The 20193-nt window shown below is 68.0% G+C and carries 17 protein-coding genes; 11 read left to right on the top strand and 6 right to left on the bottom strand.

Features of this window, described 5'->3' with window-relative positions:
• The 7 genes from HWX09_RS03285 (at position 1) to HWX09_RS03255 (ending at position 8325) form a co-directional block, all read left to right on the top strand.
• On the top strand, positions 1-1041 hold the full coding sequence (locus HWX09_RS03285) for an alpha-ketoacid dehydrogenase subunit beta (RefSeq protein WP_027784031.1): 1041 nt from the start codon (positions 1-3) through the stop codon (positions 1039-1041).
• A gap of 1 nt (position 1042) precedes the next feature.
• Entirely contained in the window at positions 1043-2362 is a 1320-nt protein-coding gene (locus HWX09_RS03280; protein ID WP_027784032.1) for a dihydrolipoamide acetyltransferase family protein, read from the top strand.
• 4 nt (positions 2363-2366) lie between these two features.
• On the top strand, positions 2367-3758 hold the full coding sequence (lpdA, locus tag HWX09_RS03275; RefSeq protein WP_027784033.1) for a dihydrolipoyl dehydrogenase: 1392 nt from the start codon (positions 2367-2369) through the stop codon (positions 3756-3758).
• A 547-nt stretch (positions 3759-4305) separates the two neighbouring features.
• Positions 4306-4935 carry an NAD(P)H-binding protein gene (locus tag HWX09_RS03270; protein WP_027784034.1) on the top strand — a complete coding sequence of 210 codons (630 nt, stop codon included), beginning with the start codon at positions 4306-4308 and terminating at the stop codon, positions 4933-4935.
• Between the two features lie 23 nt (positions 4936-4958).
• Positions 4959-5360, top strand: coding sequence for a hypothetical protein (locus tag HWX09_RS33440; protein ID WP_199779065.1), 402 nt, complete (start codon positions 4959-4961; stop codon positions 5358-5360).
• Positions 5361-5663: 303 nt separating this feature from the next.
• Entirely contained in the window at positions 5664-7094 is a 1431-nt protein-coding gene (locus HWX09_RS03260) for a cytosine permease (protein WP_027784035.1), read from the top strand.
• Between the two features lie 172 nt (positions 7095-7266).
• Positions 7267-8325: a porin gene (locus HWX09_RS03255; protein ID WP_230469126.1), complete on the top strand. Its 1059-nt coding sequence runs from the start codon at positions 7267-7269 to the stop codon at positions 8323-8325.
• 58 nt (positions 8326-8383) lie between these two features.
• Here HWX09_RS03255 and HWX09_RS03250 read toward each other — a convergent pair whose 3' ends face one another.
• The gene (locus tag HWX09_RS03250) at positions 8384-9340 is read right to left on the bottom strand and encodes a LysR family transcriptional regulator (protein ID WP_006481805.1); all 957 of its coding nucleotides are present in this window, start codon (positions 9338-9340) and stop codon (positions 8384-8386) included.
• A gap of 189 nt (positions 9341-9529) precedes the next feature.
• Between HWX09_RS03250 and HWX09_RS03245 the strand changes: the two genes are divergently transcribed.
• The 4 genes from HWX09_RS03245 (at position 9530) to HWX09_RS03230 (ending at position 13582) form a co-directional block, all read left to right on the top strand.
• Positions 9530-10840: an MFS transporter gene (locus HWX09_RS03245; protein ID WP_027784037.1), complete on the top strand. Its 1311-nt coding sequence runs from the start codon at positions 9530-9532 to the stop codon at positions 10838-10840.
• A 31-nt stretch (positions 10841-10871) separates the two neighbouring features.
• Entirely contained in the window at positions 10872-12143 is a 1272-nt protein-coding gene (locus tag HWX09_RS03240; RefSeq protein WP_027784038.1) for a Zn-dependent hydrolase, read from the top strand.
• Between the two features lie 24 nt (positions 12144-12167).
• Positions 12168-13190: a histone deacetylase family protein gene (locus HWX09_RS03235; protein ID WP_027784039.1), complete on the top strand. Its 1023-nt coding sequence runs from the start codon at positions 12168-12170 to the stop codon at positions 13188-13190.
• Positions 13191-13294: 104 nt separating this feature from the next.
• A complete protein-coding gene (locus tag HWX09_RS03230) occupies positions 13295-13582 on the top strand; it encodes a hypothetical protein (protein ID WP_155257346.1) in 288 nt (95 codons plus the stop codon).
• A gap of 32 nt (positions 13583-13614) precedes the next feature.
• On the opposite strand, the gene HWX09_RS03225 is transcribed toward HWX09_RS03230, so the two are convergent.
• The 5 genes from HWX09_RS03225 to HWX09_RS03205 form a co-directional block, all read right to left on the bottom strand.
• A complete protein-coding gene (locus tag HWX09_RS03225) occupies positions 13615-14577 on the bottom strand; it encodes a spore coat U domain-containing protein (RefSeq protein ID WP_027784041.1) in 963 nt (320 codons plus the stop codon).
• Complete coding sequence (locus HWX09_RS03220) at positions 14574-16871, bottom strand: fimbria/pilus outer membrane usher protein (RefSeq protein WP_230469127.1); 2298 nt, start codon at positions 16869-16871, stop codon at positions 14574-14576. The genes HWX09_RS03225 and HWX09_RS03220 overlap by 4 nt, the downstream gene beginning before the upstream one ends.
• A 97-nt stretch (positions 16872-16968) precedes the next feature.
• Positions 16969-17688, bottom strand: a complete 720-nt coding sequence (locus tag HWX09_RS03215) for a molecular chaperone (RefSeq protein WP_027784043.1) — start codon at positions 17686-17688, stop codon at positions 16969-16971.
• A gap of 15 nt (positions 17689-17703) precedes the next feature.
• Positions 17704-18216, bottom strand: coding sequence for a spore coat U domain-containing protein (locus tag HWX09_RS03210; RefSeq protein WP_051421413.1), 513 nt, complete (start codon positions 18214-18216; stop codon positions 17704-17706).
• A gap of 533 nt (positions 18217-18749) precedes the next feature.
• Positions 18750-19949 carry an MFS transporter gene (locus tag HWX09_RS03205; RefSeq protein WP_027784045.1) on the bottom strand — a complete coding sequence of 400 codons (1200 nt, stop codon included), beginning with the start codon at positions 19947-19949 and terminating at the stop codon, positions 18750-18752.
• Positions 19950-20193: the final 244 nt, after the last annotated feature.

Below are 20193 nucleotides of genomic sequence, written 5' to 3'. Positions count from 1 at the left end.
ATGGTGCAACACGAGACACGAACGGCGACGCAGCCGATGACGATGATCCAGGCGCTGCGCTCCGCGATGGACGTGATGCTCGGGCGCGACGGCGATGTCGTCGTGTTCGGACAGGACGTCGGCTATTTCGGCGGCGTGTTCCGCTGTACCGAAGGACTGCAGAACAAATATGGCAAGTCGCGCGTGTTCGATGCGCCGATCTCGGAAGGCGGGATCGTCGGCGTGGCGGTCGGGATGGGCGCGTACGGATTGCGCCCCGTCTGCGAGATCCAGTTCGCCGACTATTTCTATCCGGCGTCCGACCAGATCGTGTCGGAAGGCGCGCGGCTGCGCTACCGCTCGGCCGGCCAGTTCACCGCGCCGATGACGATCCGGATGCCGTGCGGCGGCGGGATCTACGGCGGGCAGACGCACAGTCAGAGCCCGGAGGCGATGTTCACGCAGGTGTGCGGGCTGCGCACGGTGATGCCATCGAATCCGTACGACGCGAAAGGATTGTTGATCGCGTCGATCGAGAACGACGATCCGGTGATCTTCCTCGAACCGAAACGGTTGTACAACGGGCCGTTCGACGGTCATCACGAACGGCCCGTCACGTCGTGGCTCAAGCATCCCGCGAGCGCGGTGCCCGAAGGCTACTACACGGTGCCGCTCGATACGGCCGCCGTCGTGCGGCCCGGCAACGACGTGACGGTGCTGACGTACGGCACGACGGTGCACGTGTCGCTGGCCGCCGCCGAGGAGACGGGCATCGACGCGGAAGTGCTCGACCTGCGCACGCTGTGGCCGCTCGATCTCGACACAATCGTCGCGTCGGTGCGCAAGACCGGGCGCTGCGTCGTCGTGCACGAGGCGACGCGCACCTGCGGCTATGGCGCGGAGCTCGTGTCGCTGGTCCAGGAACACTGCTTCTACCACCTCGAGGCGCCGGTCGAGCGGACGACGGGCTGGGACACGCCGTATCCGCATGCGCAGGAATGGGCGTACTTTCCGGGCCCGACCCGGGTCGGTGAAGCGTTGCGACGCGTGCTGGAGGCGTGAGATGGGGATTCATGTCATCAAGATGCCGGATATCGGCGAAGGGATCGCCGAGGTCGAGCTGGTGGCCTGGCATGTGGAAGTCGGGCAGACGATCAAGGAAGACCAGCCGCTCGCCGACGTGATGACCGACAAGGCGGCGGTCGAGATCCCGTCGCCGGTGACGGGCAAGGTGATGGAACTGGGCGGCCGGATCGGCGAGATGATGGCGGTCGGCAGCGAGCTGATTCGGCTGGAAGTCGAAGGCGACGGCAACCTGAAGGCCGCGGCACCGGTGCGAGAAACGAAGGTAGCAACCGCACCGGTCGCGACGGCGCCGTCGAAGCCGGCGGCCGACGCGCCGGCCGAACCGGCCGAGTTGCCTGCGCAGCCCGCGGCGCCTCGCGCACCGGCGAAACCGCGCCGCGACGAACCGGCCACGCCACCGCGCGCGGCGCTCGCACCAGGCGAGCGGCCGCTCGCGTCGCCGGCCGTGCGTCAGCGCGCGTGGGACATGGGCATCGAGCTGCGCTACGTGCGCGGCACCGGTGAAGCCGGGCGGATCCTGCATGCGGATCTCGATGCGTATGCGCGCACCGGCGGCGGCACCGCGCACGGGTCGCAACCGCGCGGCTACGACGAACGCCACGACGAAACCGACGTGCCGGTGATCGGTTTGCGGCGCGCGATCGCGCGCAAGATGCAGGAAGCGAAGCGCCGCATCCCGCATTTCAGCTACGTCGAGGAGATCGACGTCACCGAGCTCGAATCGTTGCGCACGGAACTGAACCGCCGCCACGGCGACACGCGCGGCAAGCTCACGCCGCTGCCGCTGCTGATCCGCGCGATGGTGATCGCGCTGCGCGACTTCCCGCAGATCAACGCGCGTTTCGACGACGAAGCGGGCGTCGTCACGCGCTACGGCGCGGTGCACATGGGCGTCGCGACGCAGACGGACAACGGCCTCACGGTGCCCGTGCTGCGCCATGCGGAAGCGCGCGACGTGTGGTCGATCTCGACGGAAATCGCACGGCTCGCCGACGCGGTGCGTGCGAATCGTGCGCAGCGCGACGAGTTGAGCGGATCGACGATCACGATCTCGAGCCTCGGCGCGCTCGGCGGCATCGTCTCGACGCCGGTGATCAATCATCCGGAAGTCGGCATCGTCGGCGTGAACCGGATCGTCGAGCGGCCGATGATTCGCGACGGCGCGGTCGTCGCGCGCAAGATGATGAACCTGTCGTCGTCGTTCGACCATCGCGTCGTCGACGGCGCGGACGCGGCCGAATTCATCCAGGCCGTGCGCGCGGTGCTCGAACGCCCGGCACTGCTGTTCGTGGAGTGAGCCGATGAAGAACGAACACACCACACTGCTCGTCATCGGCGGCGGCCCGGGCGGCTACGTCGCCGCGATCCGCGCCGGCCAGCTCGGCATTCCGACCGTGCTGGTCGAACGCGACCGGCTCGGCGGGACGTGCCTGAACATCGGCTGCATTCCGTCGAAGGCGTTGATCCACGTGGCCGACGCGTTCGAACAGGCCTGCGGTCATGCCGGTGAAGGCGCGCTCGGGATCCGCGTGCGCACGCCGGAGATCGACATCGCGAAAAGCGTCGCGTGGAAGGACGGCATCGTCGACCGGCTGACGCGCGGCGTCGGCGCGCTGCTCAAGAAGAACGGCGTGCGCGTGCTGCACGGCGAAGCGCGCGTGATCGACGGCAAGACCGTCGAAGTCGTCAGCGGTGGCCATGCGGTGCGGATCGGTTGCGAACACCTGTTGCTCGCGACCGGTTCCGAACCGGTCGAACTGCCGTCGATGCCGTTCGGCGGGCATGTCGTGTCGTCCACCGACGCGCTGTCGCCCGCAACGCTGCCGAAGCGGCTGGTCGTCGTCGGGGCCGGCTACATCGGGCTCGAACTCGGGATCGTCTATCGCAAGCTCGGTGTCGACGTCAGCGTCGTCGAAGCGGCCGAGCGCGTGCTGCCTGCGTACGATGCCGAACTCGTGCGGCCGGTTGCCGATTCGCTCGCGCGCCTCGGCGTGCGGCTGTGGCTCGGCCACAAGGTGCTCGGACTGGACGAGCACGGCGCGGTGCGCGTGCAGGCGGCCGACGGCGCCGAGCAGACGCTGCCGGCCGATCGCGTGCTGGTTGCCGTCGGCCGCCGGCCGCGCGTCGACGGTTTCGGGCTCGAGTCGTTGCTGCTGGATCGCAACGGCCGCGCGCTGCGGATCGACGACGAATGCCGGACCTCGATGCGCAACGTGTGGGCGATCGGCGACGTCGCCGGCGAACCGATGCTCGCGCATCGCGCGATGGCGCAAGGCGAGATGGTGGCCGAGCTGATCGCCGGCCGGCGTCGCCGGTTCACGCCCGCGTCGATTCCTGCCGTGTGCTTCACCGATCCCGAGATCGTGACGGCCGGCTGGTCGCCGGACGATGCACACGCGGCCGGCGTCGATTGTCTGAGCGCATCGTTCCCGTTCGCCGCGAACGGGCGTGCGATGACGTTGCAGGCAACCGACGGGTTCGTGCGCGTCGTCGCGCGGCGCGACAATCACCTGATCGTCGGCTGGCAGGCGGTCGGGCGCGGCGTATCGGAGCTGGCCGCGGCGTTCTCGCAGTCGCTGGAGATGGGGGCGCGGCTGGAAGACATCGGCGGCACGATCCACGCGCACCCGACGCTCGGCGAAGCGCTTCAGGAGGCCGCGCTGCGTGCGCTCGGACACGCGCTGCATATCTGACGTGCAAGCCTGACAGGGTGCCGCCGGTGCGTGACGCATGCATCGGTGGCGCTTGCGGCATCCGGCGTCATTCACGGGGTTTCATTCGGTATCCGTAATGACGTGATGCCGACATTCCGCGTGCTTATCCAGTTGTCCCGATTGCATTGCGTTTCGTCCGATCCGATTCGGCAAGCCGACGCCGCTTGCTCCCCGGTTCCGTCGAGGTCACACCGAAATCACATGCGGCCTGCGATCGTGCGCGTGGCATCGTCATCGCACACCGTCTTCCGAAGCGTTGCTCAATTTACCGTTGCGTGCCGGTGCACCGGCAACCCGATCCCGTTCCCTCTACGACGAAGAACGGCGCGGACGTTCGTCGAGCGGGCACGATGCAATGGCGTAGCCGTGCCGGGCATCGAACGCCCGGCACGGCGCCCGACGAGGCCGTAATTTTGCGAGATGTGCGAAGGGTTGCCGCCGCCGCGTCGACCGACGATCATGTCGATAGCCGGAAACCGGGCCGCCTCGGGCCCGCCAACGCAGGCTCCACACGGAAGAACCGGACATGAAACTGCTGCTCGTCGGCGCGACCGGACTCGTCGGGCGCCATGTTCTCGAAGTCGCGCTGGCCGATGCGCGGGTCGATCAGGTGATCGTCCTTGCGCGCCGGCCGTTGTCGCCGCACCCGAAGATGCGCGCGCTGGAAGTCGATTTCGACCATTTGCCCGACGCGGCCGACTGGTGGCGCGCGGATGCGGTGATCTGCACGCTCGGCACCACGATGCGGGCCGCTGGTTCACAGGCGGCGTTCCGGCGCGTCGATCGTGATTATCCGCTCGCGGTCGCGCTGCTCGCGCACCGGCACGGCACGCCCACCTACGTGCTGAATTCCGCACTCGGCGCGGATGCCGCGTCGCGCATCTTCTACAACCGCGTGAAGGGCGAGGTCGAACAGGCGCTCGCCGGCGTCGGGTTCGATTCGCTCACGTACGTGCGACCGGGCCTGATCGGCGGCAGTCGTGACGAGTTCAGGTTCGGCGAACGGCTGTTCGTGTTCGCGCTGAGCGCCGCCGGGCCGGTGCTGCCGGCGAAGTGGCGCGTGAATCCCGCGCCGCGGATTGCGCGCGCATTGCTCGACGCCGCGATCGACGCGCGGCCGGGTGTGCAGGTCGTCGCATCGGAGCGGCTCGTTTGAACCGGGGGCACCGGGTGGCTTGGATGGCGCTGCGCCGCCACGCGGCATGCGCCGGCTATTGGCTTGCGAAGCCGTCAAGCCCGTCGAACTGTTCGGTGATCTGTCGCGCGAGCGAACGCATGGTCGGTTACTGCTTCGGCGACGCCGATGCGGGCGAAAGCGTCGTGCTCGCGATCCTGCCCGAGGACGAAGGGGCGTGCAGCGTGCATGGCGGCGTGCGTGGGCCGGATGCCGGTGCGCGTCAGATTCGCAAGGCTGCTTCGTCATGCAGAGCAATGGCAGGACTTCCACCCGCGCCGACTTGCGATGAAGACATCGTTTGCATCGTCGCCGCCGGTTGCCGACCGTGTTGTCTCGCCGGCATCCGGCGGCGCGAAGAAAGCGACGATGACTGCCCGCGATCCGGCATCGCCCGCCTACGCTGATCTTTCACCATCCCAACAGTTTGCTTGCAGTGAAACCGATCGAACACATCCCGATTGTGCGGGCGATTTCGAGAGTCGATCGATACCGGGTAATCACCGATATCTCGCAAGTTGTATATACAAGATCATCCGCTGGCAACGTCGGCACACGTGGTGCCTGTTGCGCGCCAGCGTGCAGACCGTGCGTGCGTGGCGCATGCCGGCGATCCACGGCGCCCCGCATCCTTAGAGCCGAAAGGGCGGCTCGCAGCTTCCTGTCCCGTTCAAACCATGTGTGGTCCTGAGTATTTTGGAGATTGACCCGTGTCAACGAATTCCAGTGGAAAAGCCGGCGGACTGATCGAGGTTCGCTCGATCGACTTCATTCCCGACGCCGAGCGCCACGGCGGCCTGCTGAGCCAGTTCACGTTGTGGTTGTCGGCCAACATGCAGATCACGGCCATCGTCACGGGCGCGCTCGCGGTCGTGCTCGGCGGCGACGTGTTCTGGTCGCTGGTCGCGCTGCTGCTCGGCCAGCTCGTCGGCGGCGCTGTGATGGCGCTGCATGGCGCGCAGGGGCCGCAGCTCGGGCTGCCGCAGATGATCTCGAGCCGCGTGCAGTTCGGCGTGTACGGCGCGATGATTCCGATCGTGCTCGTGTGCCTGATGTACATCGGCTTTTCCGCAAGCGGCTCGGTGCTGGCCGGGCAGGCCGTCGCGCAACTGCTGCACGTCGACGACGCGGCCGGCATCCTGCTGTTCGCGGCCGTGATCGTCGTGCTGACCGTGTTCGGCTATCGCGCGATCCACTTCGTCGGCCGGATCGCGAGCGTGGTCGGCATCGTCGCGTTCGTCTATATGTTCACGCAATTGTTCGCGAACCACGACATCGGTGCACTGCTCGCGAACAAGCATTTCTCGCTCGCGAGCTTCCTGCTGTCGATGTCGCTGTCCGCATCGTGGCAAATCGCGTTCGGCCCGTACGTGGCCGACTATTCGCGCTACTTGCCGCGCTCGACGTCGTCGGTCGCGACGTTTCTCGCGGTCGGCCTCGGTTCGGTGCTCGGCGCCCAGGCGGCGATGGTGTTCGGCGTGTTCGCGGCCGCGCTCGCCGGCAGCCAGTTCGCGCACCATGAAGTGTCGTACATCGTCGGCCTGGGCTCGACGGGCGCCGTGGCCGCGTTGCTGTATTTCAGCATCGCGTTCGGCAAGGTGACGGTGACGGCGCTCAACGCGTACGGCAGCTTCATGTCGATGGCGACGATCGTCAGCGGTTTTCGCGGCAAGGGCGCGGTATCGTCGAAGAGCCGCCTCGTATACATCTTCGGGATGATCTGTGTGTCGACGCTGATCGCGCTCGCGGGCCGTCATTCGTTCCTGAAGGAATTCACCGCGTTCATCCTGTTCCTGCTCGCGTTCTTCACGCCGTGGAGCGCGATCAACCTGGTCGACTACTACTGCTTCACGCGCTCGCGCTACGACGTGCCGGCGCTGTCCGATCCGGATGGCCGCTACGGCCGCTGGAACGTGATGGCCATCACGATCTACGTGGTCGGCATCCTGGTGCAACTGCCGTTCATGTCGACGCACATCTACACGGGGCCGCTCGTCGATGCGCTCGGCGGCACCGACATCTCGTGGATTCTCGGCCTCGTCGTGCCGGCCGTGCTGTATTACATCGGCGCCCGCGCGTCGCGACGCAGCATTCCCGAGCGCCTGATCCTGCCGCTCGAACGCGGCGAAGTGCACCACTGACGACACGTCTCGCGCATCGGGCCGGCAGGTCGCCGGCCTGAGCGTCGCGTCGAGCCGGGCGCCGCCTGCGCCGGGCTCCCCCACATTCCCTTTCATGCGATACCGGTGCGGTAGCGACTGCTGCGCCCGGTATCGCTTCATTCTCTAACCATTGAATAGTATGACTAACGAAATGAAAACCCGCGATGGCGATTCCCGGGCGCGGCCGCTGCATGCCGGTCTTCGCATGACGGTGGCGGCCGCATGCCTCGCCGCGTCGGGCACCGCGCTCGCGCAGGACGGCGTCACGCTGTACGGCGTGATCGACGAATTCGCGCAGTACGTGAATACGGGCAACGGCTATACGGCGGCGATCAATTCGGGCGGCCAGTGGGGCAGCCGGTTCGGGCTGAAGGGCGGCGAGGATATCGGCGGCGGGCAGAAGATCGAGTTCGCGCTGGAAAACGGCTTCAACCCGAACGACGGCTCGCTCGCGAGTGCCGGCACGTTGTTCAACCGGCAGGCGTGGGTCGGCGTGGCGGGGCAGTGGGGCAAGGTCCGCGCGGGCCGGCAGAATTCGCCGCTGTTCAACGACCAGGGCGGACAGGACGCGTTCGGCGGCGTCACGCAGGCGTCCGGCATGGACAACCTGACCGTATTCGCATTCCGCACGAGCAACACGCTGTCATACCAGACCCCCGAGATCGCCGGTTTCCAGGGCGGACTGTACTTCGGCTTCGGCGATGCGGGCGGCGTACGCTCGGCCGGCTCCAGCCAGCAGTTCGACCTGACCTACGAGCATGGCCCGTTCGGCGCATTCGTCGCGGGCCAGTGGTTGAAGAACGCCGCGGCGACCACGACCGATCGCACGATCATGGCCGGCGCGTCGTACGCGATCGGCAAGGCCACCGTGTATGGCGGTTTTTCCGCGGTGAAGTGGGCCGACCTCGGGATCGATTCGCGCGTGTACGGCTTGTCGGTCAAATACCAGTTCAATCCTGCGAACACCGTCGCGCTCGGTTACGCGTACCTGCACGACCAGTCGTCGCAAGGCAACAATGCGGACCAGCTCGGGCTGATGTACGAATACGACCTGTCGAAGCGCACGAGCTTCTACGGCGCGCTGTCGTACCTGCGCAATCGCAACCAGGCCGGCTACACGCTCGCCGGTGCGGCGAACCCCGGCCTGCCGCTCGCGTACCCGGGCGCCAATGCGCGCGGCGTGCAACTCGGCATCGTGCATCGCTTCTGACGCACGCGATGCGTCGGGCCGCGTGTGCCCGGTGCATGCGCCCGCCGCACACGCGCCGTCATTTCCCGAGCCGTTCCGCGAGCGAGTAGCGCTGCATGCAACGCTCCATCGCGTCGAGAAACGCGTGCTCGGCCGCATTCATCTTGCGATCGCGATGCCACAGCAGGAACACGTCGACATCGACGAGCCCGTCGTCGGGCGGTAAGCGCCACAGCCGTTGTTGCGCGATGTCGTCGCGCACGATGTGCTCCGGCAGGCAGCCGATCCCGTAGCCCGCGAAGATCAGCCGCCGCACTTCCTCGAGGCTCGGCGACGACGCGACGATGCGCCCCGTGAAACCCTTCTGGTCGCGGAACACGGTGAGCGGCGACAGGCTGTCGCCGATCTGGTCGCTCGTAAACGACACGAAATTCTCCGCGAGCAGGTCGTCCATCCGCAATTGCGTCTGCCCGAACAGCCGGTGATGGCGGCCGCAGTAGATCGCATAACGCTGGCGGAGGAAGCAGCGCATCTCCAGCTTGTCGTGCGGCGTGCGGCACAGGCCGAGCCCGGCGGTGGCCGTCTTCTGCAGCAGTGAAGAGAGAATGTCCGACGAGCGCATCACTTCGATCTGCAGATCGATACGCGGATACGCACGATGGAAATCCGCGAGGAACTCGTCGTAGACGGGCGATTCGATACGGCTCACCGTCAGCAACCGGATCGAGCCGGTCAGATCGGCCGTGCTGTCGTCGATTTCGGTCTCGAGGCGCGAAATGCCGCCGTAGATGTCGCTCGCGATCCGGTACACGGCTTCGCCGGCCGGCGTCGGCGCGAAGTGCGCGCCGCGCCGCTCGATCAGCCGGCGCTCGAGCGTCTCCTCGAGCCGCCGCAGCGCCTGGCTGACGGCCGGCTGTGTGACGTGCAGGCGGGCAGCCGCGCGGCTCACGCTGCGCTCCTGCATGATCACCAGATAGGTGCGCAGCAGGTTCCAGTCGAGGCGGTCGTTCAGGAAGGGGGCGAGGTCGGGGCGCATCGGGTCTCCGGGCGAGGCGTCAGACTAGACATTAGTTGAATTTATACGGCGAATAATAACTTGAAATTTGACTAATGATTTGCGGTCGCCGATAAAGGAGGGGCGCCGCAGCGTGCGGCGCGAGGCCGCGACAGACGGCCGTCCACGATATTGCGCGTCGCCCTGCCGCGGCGCGCGTCAGGAGCCCGCATGACCCAGTCCCTTCCTTCCGCCCGCCAGCCGGCACGTGCCGCGACAGCCGCGTTCATCGGCACGATGATCGAGTGGTACGACTTCTACATCTACGCGACCGCTGCCGCGCTCGTATTCGGCGAACTCTATTTCCCGTCGCACGACCCGTTCGTCAGCACGATGGCGTCGTTCGCGACGTTCGCGGTCGGCTTCTTCGCGCGCCCGCTCGGCGGCGTGATCTTCGGCCATCTCGGCGACCGCATCGGCCGCAAGAAGGCGCTGATGACGACGCTGATGATGATGGGCGTCGCGACCGTCTGCGTCGGGCTGCTGCCCGATTATTCGAAGGTCGGCATCCTCGCGCCGGTGCTGCTCGTTGCGCTGCGCGTCGTGCAGGGGATCGCGGTCGGCGGCGAATGGGGCGGCGCGGTGCTGATGGCGGGCGAGCATGCGCCGCAGGGGCGCCGCACGTTCTTCGCGTCGTTCGCGCAACTCGGCAGCCCGGCCGGGCTGATCCTGTCGCTGATCGCGTTCCGCGCGGTCACGTCGATGGACAAGGCCGACTTCCTCGCCTGGGGCTGGCGCCTGCCGTTTCTCGCGAGTTCGGTGTTGCTCGTGGTCGGCATCCTGATCCGGCTCGGCGTGAACGAGTCGCCGGAATTCGCGCGGGTCAAGGAAGCCAACCGCACGGTGAAGCTGCCGGTCGCGGAAGTGTTCCGTTCCGCGTCGGGGCTCGTGCTGCTCTGCATCGGCGCGAACACGATCGGCATCGCGGGCGTCTATTTCACGAACACGTTCATGATCGCGTACACGACGCAGTACGTCGGCGTATCGCGCTCGCTGATCCTCGACAGCCTGTTCGCGGTGGCGATCATCCAGTTCTTCGCGCAGCCGCTCGCCGCCTGGATCGCCGAGCGCATCGGCGGGGCGCGCTTCCTGAAACTCGCGGCGCTGCTCGCAATGATGTCGCCGTATCCGATGTTCATGCTCGTGCAGGGCGGCACGTCCGCGTCGCTGATCGCCGGCATCGCGCTCGCCGTCGTCTGCATGGCCGGCTTCTATTCGGTGATCGCGGGCTTCGTCAGCGACGTGTTTCCCGCACACGTGCGTTATTCGGCGATCTCGCTCGCTTACCAGATTTGCGGCGCCCTCGCGGGCGGCCTGACGCCGCTCGTCGGCACGTGGCTCGCGCATCGCTTCACGGGGCAGTGGTGGCCGCTCGCGGTGTTCTATACGTGTCTCGCCGGTATTTCGCTGCTCTGCATCGTCGCGCTCGATGCGCGCCGCGCCGCGCAGCCGGCCGCCGCCGAAGCGCTCGGCTCGCATTGAACCTCAACGAACGAATCGATCTGGAATGCATATGAACGACCTGCTGGAAATCGACGGCGCCCGACTGTGGCAGAGCCTGGCCGACATGGCGCGCGTCGGCGCAACCCCGCGCGGCGGCGTGCGGCGCCTCGCGCTTACCGATGACGACCGGCGCGGGCGCGACCTGTTCGCGCAATGGTGCCGCGACGCGGGGCTGACGGTGAGCGTCGACGCAGTCGGCAACCTGTTCGCCCGGCGCGACGGCGCCGATGCGCGCGCCGCGCCGGTGCTGATCGGCAGCCATCTCGACACGCAGCCCGAAGGCGGCCGCTTCGACGGCGTCTACGGCGTGCTCGCCGCGCTCGAACTCGTGCGCACGCTGAACGACGCGGGCATCGCGACCGACAAGCCGCTCGAGATCGTGTCGTGGACCAACGAGGAAGGCGCGCGCTTCGCGCCGGCGATGCTCGGTTCGGCCGTATTCACGGGCGCGTTGCCGCTCGACGACGCGCTCGCGAAGCAGGACGCCGACGGCGTCACGCTCGGCGCGGCGCTCGACGCATGCGGCTATCGCGGCACGCGCGCAACGGGCGGCGCGGTCGACGCGTATTTCGAGGCGCACATCGAACAGGGGCCGGTGCTCGAGGCGAACGGCACGACGATCGGCATCGTCACGGGCGGGCAGGCGATCCGCTGGCTCGACGTGACGGTCACAGGCGTGGCCGCGCACGCGGGCACGACGCCGATGCCGTATCGCAAGGACGCGTATTTCGCGAGCGCGCAGATCGCGCTCGAACTCGAACGGATCGTCGCCGGCTACGCGCCACGCGGGCTCGCGACGATCGGGCAGGTCGGGATTCGCAACGCATCGCGCAACACGATTGCCGGCGACCTGACGTTTACGGTCGACCTGCGTCATCACGACGATGCCGAAGTCGATGCGATGGAGCGCGACCTGCGCGACGCATGCGCCCGCGTTGCCGCCGCGCGCGGCGTGCAGGTGGCGATCGATACCTGCTGGCGCAGCCCGGCGACGCCGTTCGACCGCGATTGCGTCGGGCTGGTCGCGCAGGCGGCTGCCGCATTCGGCTACACGCACGAGCGGATCGTGAGCGGCGCCGGCCACGACGCGATCCTGCTCGCACGCCGCTTCCCGACCGCGATGGTGTTCATTCCGTGCGTCGACGGCCTGTCGCACAACGAAGCCGAGGATGCATTGCCCGACGACGTGACGCGCGGCACGAACGTGCTGCTCCATGCGGTGCTGGCGCGCGCGGGCATCGCGACGCGCGTCGAAGCGCCGGCTGCGACGCACGGCGCCTGATACGGCGAATCGACGAGGACCACCATGAAAACCTATTTCCATCCCGAACAACTGCTGCACCATCCGCGCAGCTATCTGTCGCGCGGCCAGATGCGCGAGCCGCAGGAAGTGCCCGAACGCGCGGCGCGGCTCGTCCGGGCCGTCCGGTCGCTCGACTTCGACGTGCGCGAGCCGGCCGACCGCGGCACCGCGCCGATCGCGGCCGTGCACGACATGAACTACCTGCGCTTTCTCGAGGAGGCGCACCGCGACTGGAAGCGGATGCCCGACGACTGGGGCGACGAAGTGATGTCGAACGTGTTCGTGCGCGATCCGAACCCGCTGCGCGGCGTGCTCGCGAAAGCCGCGCGCTATCTCGCCGACGGCAGTTGCCCGGTGGGGGCGAACACGTGGCGCGCGGCGTACTGGTCCGCGCAGGGCGCGCTGGCCGCGGCGGCCGACGTCAACGACGGCGCACGCGAAGCCTACGCGCTGTGCCGGCCGCCCGGCCATCACGCGCGTCGCGATGCGGCCGGCGGCTTCTGCTACCTGAACAACGCGGCGATTGCCGCGCAGGCGCTGCTGGGTCGCCATCGCCGCGTCGCGATCCTCGATACCGACATGCATCATGGTCAGGGCGTGCAGGAGATTTTCTACGGCCGCGACGATGTGCTGTACGTGTCGATTCACGGCGACCCGACCAACTTCTACCCGGTCGTTGCAGGTTACGAGGAAGAGACGGGGGCGGGCGCCGGCGACGGCTTCAACCTCAACCTGCCGATGCCGCACGGCGCGCCGGAGTCGGCGTTCTTCGAGCGGCTCGACGACGCGCTGCGCGCGCTCGCGCGGTTCCAGCCCGATGCGCTCGTGCTCGCGCTCGGCTTCGACATCTACAAGGACGATCCGCAATCGCAGGTCGCGGTCACGACCGACGGGTTCGGCCGGCTGGGCGGCGCGATCGGCGCGCTCGGATTGCCGACGGTGATCGTGCAGGAGGGCGGCTATCACCTCGAGAGTCTCGATGCGAACGCGCGCGCGTTTTTCGGCGGGTTTGCCGCGGGGCGCTGACTGACGCGGCGGGGCCGGATCGGGGTGCGCGCGGTTCAAGTTTTCCGCGTGCACGCCGATAATTCGCGCATATGCTGGATGGATGCACGAAGGAGGGCCGCACGATGACACCCGGCCAAATCACCCGCACGACGATCGCGCTCGCGATGCTCGGCGCAGGGCCGCTCGCGGGCGGCGCGGAACCGTCGATTCCGCTGCGCGTCAGTCTCACCATTCCGGAAACCTGCACGATCGGCCCCGCCGTTCGACAGGCCGTCGATGCCGACATGCCGAGCGTCAATTGCGCGCTCGGCACGCCGTTCGTGCTGAGCCGTGCGCCGCTGCCCGACCGGCGATCGATGCCGCGCAGCGTCGGCGCGAGTCCGGCGCCCGCGTGGACCGTCACGTTCTGAGCGGCGCGCGCTCCGTCGTCCCGTCGTTTCCGCTAGAAACTGATCGTCGCGGTGATCGTGTCGCTGTAGTTGCCCGGCGCGGGCGTGGTTTGCGCCGGCACCGCGCCGTACACCGTCACGACCTGCGACGTGCCGGTGCCGACGCCCGTGACCGTCGCGCTGCCGCCCGTGCCGTCGCCCCACGCGATCGAGCGCGCCGCGTCCGTGTACAGCCCGTAGTTGATCGTCCCGCCGCCGCCGCTGCGCTGCATCTGGCGCGCCGTCACGTTGCCGCTGCCGCCGCCGTTCAGCGCGATCTTCCACGCATCGCCGTTGGTGCATTGCGCGGTGATCGAGCCGGTTGCGGCGAGCGCGCCCGACAGCACGCTCGCGGTGCCGAAGTTGACGTTGGTCGCGCTGATGTTGCAGTTGTTGATCACGTTCGCCGTCGCGCTGAACGGGAAGGTTCCGTTCGACGTGGTCAACGACGCGCAGGTCGGCGCGCCGAGCAGGTAGAACCCCGCGTTGATCGATGTCGTGTTGCCGCCGAACGTCTGCGAGTAGGCGGTCGTGCTGTTGCCGGTCGTCGGAACGGTCGGCTGGTTCGCGGTGATCTGTCCGTAGATCGTGACCGTGGCGCTCGCGCTGGTGCCGAGGGCGGGTTTGACGAGCGTGACGGAGGCGGGCGTCGTGCCGGAATAGATCGAACCCCACGCGACGGAGTGCGCGGCATCGAGGTAGAGGTCGTACTGCATTGCGTTGGTGCCGTTGACGAGGCTGCGCGGACTCGTGCCGCCGAGACTCAGGCACACGAGCACGTTCGGCGTCAGCGTGATGGCCGACCACGTGCACGTGATGCTGACGGTGCCGGTCGCGGCGACCGATGCGCGCGAGATCGGGCTGACCGAGCCGAAGTTGACGGTCGACGCGGTGGCCGTGCACGTTTCGGCCTGAGCGTGACGCGGCATGCCGCACCATGCGACGCACGCGACGACGAGCAGCAGCACGATCCTCATGGCGCCGCCTTGCAGGCGAGCGGGCCGACGGTCGGCAGCGTGCCGTTGGCGGGCGCGGTGAACGCAAATTCCGCGACGCAATGCTGCGTGCCGTAATCGATCGCGAGATGGTTGTCGTCCTTCAGCCCGTCGACGAACGTGAGCCCGTCGTAGCCGACGATCGTGTCCGCGCCGCTTTCGGCGTGATGCACGCGCGCGCCGGCCGGCAGCGGCTTGCCGGCGGCATCGTGCAGGATCACCGACGCCGCGCGATAGCGCGACACGCCGAAATGCGCGACGACGCCCGATTGCGCCTGCGGCACGACCGTCATCGACGTGCGGGCGATCCGCGCGTCGGCGGGCAGCTTCATCGAGTCGATCGCGACCTGGTTGTTCTGGTACGCGTTCAGGTCGGGCACGAGCAGGTGTCCCGCGCGGTCGGTCGTGCCGATCACGCGGTTCTCGTGCAGTACCGGGATGCCGGCGACGCCATCGGTCGACACCAGTGCGAAGCCGTCGTCGATGCGGCGCGACAACTGCAGGCTGCGGTCCATGAACACGAGTGCGCCGCTGACGTCGAGCGATGCGCCGGTCTGTCGATCGATGCTCTGCGCGCCGGCGATGACTTCGCCCGCGTGGCCGAGGTAGCGCAACTGCGCCTGCCGGTAGGGCACCGCGCCCGTGCCGCCCGTCTGCACGCCCCAGCCCCAACCGCCGTCGTAGTCGGGCGGGCGGCTCGCGTCGACCGTGTAGTTCGACTGGCCGCGCTGGCGGCCGACGGTCGTGTTGATCGACGTGTTGCGGCCGAGCCCGATGTTCAGCGACACGAACGCGCCGTTCGCGCCCTGCTGCGCGAAATCGCGGTAGGCGCTCACGCTCAGCGACGCGAGATCGCCGAAGCTCAGCGTGTACGACACGGTGCCGATCCGCGCGCTCGGGCCCTGCGGCAGCCGGAAGCCGATATAGCTGAGCGACACCGTCTGGCGGTGCATGAACGGCAACGCGAGCGTCGCCTGGTCGGTCGCCGCCGGCACCGGCGCACCGTCGCGCGACGCGAGGTCGCCGTAGCGGCCGAACGCGCGGATCGTCTGCGCGTTGATCGAGAAGCGCGGTTCGATCAACTGGTAGCCGACGCTCACCTGCGTGCCCGGATAGCGGCCGACGCTGCCCGCGACCGCGCCGCTCACGACGCCCGCGCAGCCGAGCCGCATCAGCGCGCCGACGCCGGCGTTGAGTACGCCGGCGGTCGCTTCGGCATGCCCTTCGACGGTCAGCGTATCGCTGACGCCGCGCCGCATCGAGCCGCTGACGGCCGGTCGCGCGTCGTAGTCGAACGACTGCAGCGCGTAGTTGCGGCGCAGGAAGCCGGCCTCGAACGAGTAGCTCGACAGCCCGGCCGACAGCATGCGGGTGTCGACGTAGAGCGGCACGGAGGTCGCGACGGTGCGCCCGAGCGCGTCGCGCGTGATGACCGTCGCCTGGCCGGCGCCCGTGATGCCCGGCACGTCGTGGATGATGAACGGCCCGCTCGGCACGTTGCCGGTGTACTGGCGTACGTTGTTGATGTACAGGTCGACCGCCGACGGCACCGCCGCGGAGCCCGCGAGCGACGGGATCGGGAACGTCACGAGGTCGGGCCGCAGTGCGAAGTTGCTGCGCCACTGGAAGCCGCCGAGGCGTACCGAGCGCGTCCATGCGAGCGATCCCGAGATCGCGTCGCCGATCTGCGTCGTGCTCGGCCGCGCCGGGTCCGACCGGCTCCACGACGTATCGAAGCGCGTGTAGCGCCGCTGGCCGTTGTAGAAATACGCGGTGCCGGTGGTGTTGAACACGCCGTTCGGATCGAAGTAGCGCACGTCGGTGTAGAGCGAGAACTGCCGGTCGCCGATCGTCTGCGCGTAGGCCTCGTAGTTGATCGCGATCCCGCGCGACGCGGTGGCCGCTTCCGTCGCCGGCAACGCGCGGCTGTCGATCGTATGCGGGCGGCGCAGCGCGTCGGTCATCTCCAGGTCGACGCTCTGGCGGGCCGCGTCGTAGCGGTAACGCAGGCCGGCGATCGTGTCGAGCTCGACCGTCGCCGCGTCGGCGATGCCGAGCCGGTCGGTCGCGACGCCGACCGTGCGCAGATCGGCGCCGCTCGCCGACAGGTGGCCGCCGCGTTCGCGGAAAGGCACGAGCAGCGTCGTGCTTTCGCCGTTGACGCTGACTTCGAGGATCACGTCGTGCGTGCGGTCGGTCATCACGAGCGCCGCCGGTTCGTCCGCGCGTGCGCCGCCGCGCACGAGCAGGCCGCCGGCCACGACGGCCGCGAGCACGAGGCGCCGTGCGCGTCGCGACGTTCTGCGTCCGTCGGGCGGGAACGTGCCGGCGCGTGGCGAAGGAGAAGGGGCCGGGCGACGGTGCACCGGCGACCTAGCCCGGCGGCTCCACCGCGACGACCGCGCTGGCCGGCTGCGAATTGACGGCTGCCCGCACCGTGACCTTGCCGCCGAGCGTGACGCCGGCCGGCAGCGGCACACTCCACTGGCCGGTGCGCCCCGCGAGTGCATAGCCGAGTAGCCCGTGCGTGAGCGGGTACGCGCGGCCGTCGCCGGTCACGAGCTCGACCGACGCCAGTTGCGCGCGGCGCGCGCCGCCGTTGCGCACGCGCAGCACCCAGCCGCCGTCGCCGCGCATGAGCGCCCAGTCGAGGTGCGGTGCGCCCTGGGTCGGCGGTTCGACGAACACCGGAATCGAATAGCGCAGCCGGATCGACACGCCGTTGGTCGGCGCTTCGCCGGGCTGCGGCAGTTCGTCGATCAGCAGCCGGTAGCTCTGCTCGATGCCGGATGGCGTGCGCGATGCGCGCACGACGCGAATCAGCTGCTCCGACTGCGTGCCGACCTGGATTAGCGGCGGGCTCGCAACGAGATCCTGCGTGGGCGTCAGCGTGTCTTGCCCGTCGGCCTGGTCCCAGCGGAACACGCGGACCTGGCCGTACACGGGGCGTTCGCCCGGATTGCGCAGCGTGATGCCGGTGGCCGTGTCGTCGGTGCCGAATTCGATCGTGACGGGGGAAATCTGCAGCGACGCGGCGTGCGCGGCGCCGGCCGCGCACAGCAGCGCGGCGAGCGTTCGACGTAATGCGGTCATGCGTGGCGGTGCCGGTCAGAAGTAGACGGTGGCGGTGACGGTCGTCTGATAGGTGTCCGGCTTCGGCGTCGCCTGCGCGGGCACCTGGCCGTAGACGGTCAGTGCCTGCGCGGCGCCGGTGCCGGTGCCGGCCACCGTGTTCGTGCCTTGCGTATTGCCCCAGATCGTCGTGCGCCCGGCATCCTGGTACAGCTGGAAGCCGACGGTCGTCGTCGTGTTGCCGGTCGACGTGCCGGCCATCAGGCGGCTCGCGACGCTCGACCCCGTGACCGAACCGGCATCGAGGCCGACGTTGTACGGCGTCGTATTGGTGCAGGTGACGCTGACGGTCGTCTGCTGGTTGATCGCGGTGGCCAGCACGCCGTTGGTGCCGAAGGCCAGCGGGTTCGCGGCGATCGTGCAGTTCGGCTGGAGTGTCAGCGTGACGTTGAAGGTGGCGGTCGTGGTACCGTTCGAATAGGTGGCGGCGTCGGCAGCAGGCGTTGCCAGGCCGATTGACAGCGCGAGCGCTAATGTCGTGGATGCGATGGCGACTTTCACACTGATTCCTCAACGATCGGTTTTTCATTGGATTTAATGCCGTGCTCCATACATATGCCACGGCTGGTAAATGCTGATCCGAATTGCTGAGTCTTTCAATCTTGAAGCTGGAACTGTTTCATTTTGTTACAGATGGGTCGGGTGGTTTGGTGAATAAGGCCGGAAAATATTGCGGGGTTTAATTTTATTATCAATTTCCGAATGAAATATTTTCCGGGGAATGCAGAAATAGCTACGCTAATCGGCTCTGGTGGCATGATTTTCCGATCCGCACGGAATACAGCGACGAATGCAGACAGAATGGAGAATGAATGCGCGTAGTTAAATTACAAACGATGGAGTGAATCATTTGGATGGATAGAATCGATTCGATTTGAATGGCGTACGGAGAGCGGGATATTCCGGATTTTCCCTGACTGGGAAAGGGAATTCTGATAGTCGGTCGAAAAAGAAAGCGGCCGCATTGCGCGGCCGTAAAAATGCATGCGCAACGAGCCCGGGCAGTCCGGGCTCGTCCGCGCTCACGAATTCGCGGCGGCCGGCGTGCGGCGGCGCTGCGTGACCTGCAGCATGACGAGCGCGAGTCCGGCAGCGGCGATCAGCGCGCCGACGATCGGCACCGCCGCGTAGCCGAACCCGGCCGAGATCGCCGCGCCGCCGGCGGCGGCGCCCACCGCGTTGCCGAGGTTGAACGCGCCGATGTTGACGGCCGACGCGAGGCCCGGCGCCTCATGGGCCGCGCGCATCACCCGCATCTGCAGCGGCGGCACGACCGCGAACGTCGCGATCCCCCAGACCAGCAGCGTGACGCCGGCCCCCGCATGCGTGGCGGCGAGCAGCGGGAACGCGGCCATCGTCGCGATCAGCAGCAACAGGAAGCCGATCAGCGTGCCGTCGAGCGAGCGGTCGGCCAGCCGGCCGCCCGCGATGTTGCCGATCGAGAAGCCGACGCCGATCAGCACGAGCATCGCGGTCACGAAGCCGGGCGTTGCGCCCGTCAGGTGTTCGAGCGTCGGTGCGACGTACGTATAGAGCGTGAACATCGCGCCGGCGCCGAGCACCGTCGTCCCGAGCGCGCCGAGCACGACGGGCCGCGTCAGCACGGAGAGTTCGGCACGCAGGTCGGGCATCGTGCCGGCTTCCCCCTTCGGCAGCGCGGCGAACAGGCCGGCGATCGCGATCAGGCCGAGGCCCGCGGTCGCCGCGAACGACATGCGCCAGCCGATGATGTGGCCGAGCCAGGTCGCGGCCGGCACGCCGCCGACGTTCGCGATCGTCAGGCCCATGAACATCGTCGCGACCGCGCTGGCCTGCTTTTCGCGCGGCACGAGGCTTGCCGCGACCACCGAGCCGAGCCCGAAGAACGCGCCGTGGTTCAGACTCGTCACGAGACGCGCGAGCAGCAGCGTCGTGTAGTCCGGTGCCACGGCCGAGAGCAGATTGCCGATCGTGAAGATCGACATCAGCGCGATCAGCGCGGAGCGGCGCGACCAGCGCGCGAGCAGCAGTGTCATCAGCGGCGCGCCGACCATCACGCCAATCGCATACGCGCTGATCAGCATGCCGGCTTGCGGGATCGACACGTGCACGCCGTCGGCGATCACGGGCAGCAGACCCATCGGCGAGAACTCGGTCGTGCCGATGCCGAATGCGCTGGCGGCGAGCGCGAGCAGCGGCAGCGCGGCGCCGCCGCGGGACGGGGAGGAAGTCGGGGGGTTCACGCGGTGAGCTCCTGTAATCGGGGACAACGGCACGAAGCCGTTGAGGACAGCGCGAAGTGTGCCTGCATTACTTTTGCGGAAAAAGCCGCATCCGGACGAAATTATCTTGATTTCATGTCAACAATGCAGCGCGCGGGCGACGTGTGGCGCGACCCATGAGCAGTGCTTCGGCGGGACAGGCGAACGACGGGGAGGGTTCGAAAGCTTTCCGTCATGAGTGAAATCGCGGCTTTCGGGCAGATAG

It is taken from the genome of Burkholderia sp. BCC1208 (assembly GCF_902833095.1).
Lineage (GTDB): Bacteria > Pseudomonadota > Gammaproteobacteria > Burkholderiales > Burkholderiaceae > Burkholderia.
The sequence above is the reverse complement of the archived record's forward strand: the minus strand, read 5'-3'. Positions and strand labels throughout refer to the sequence as shown.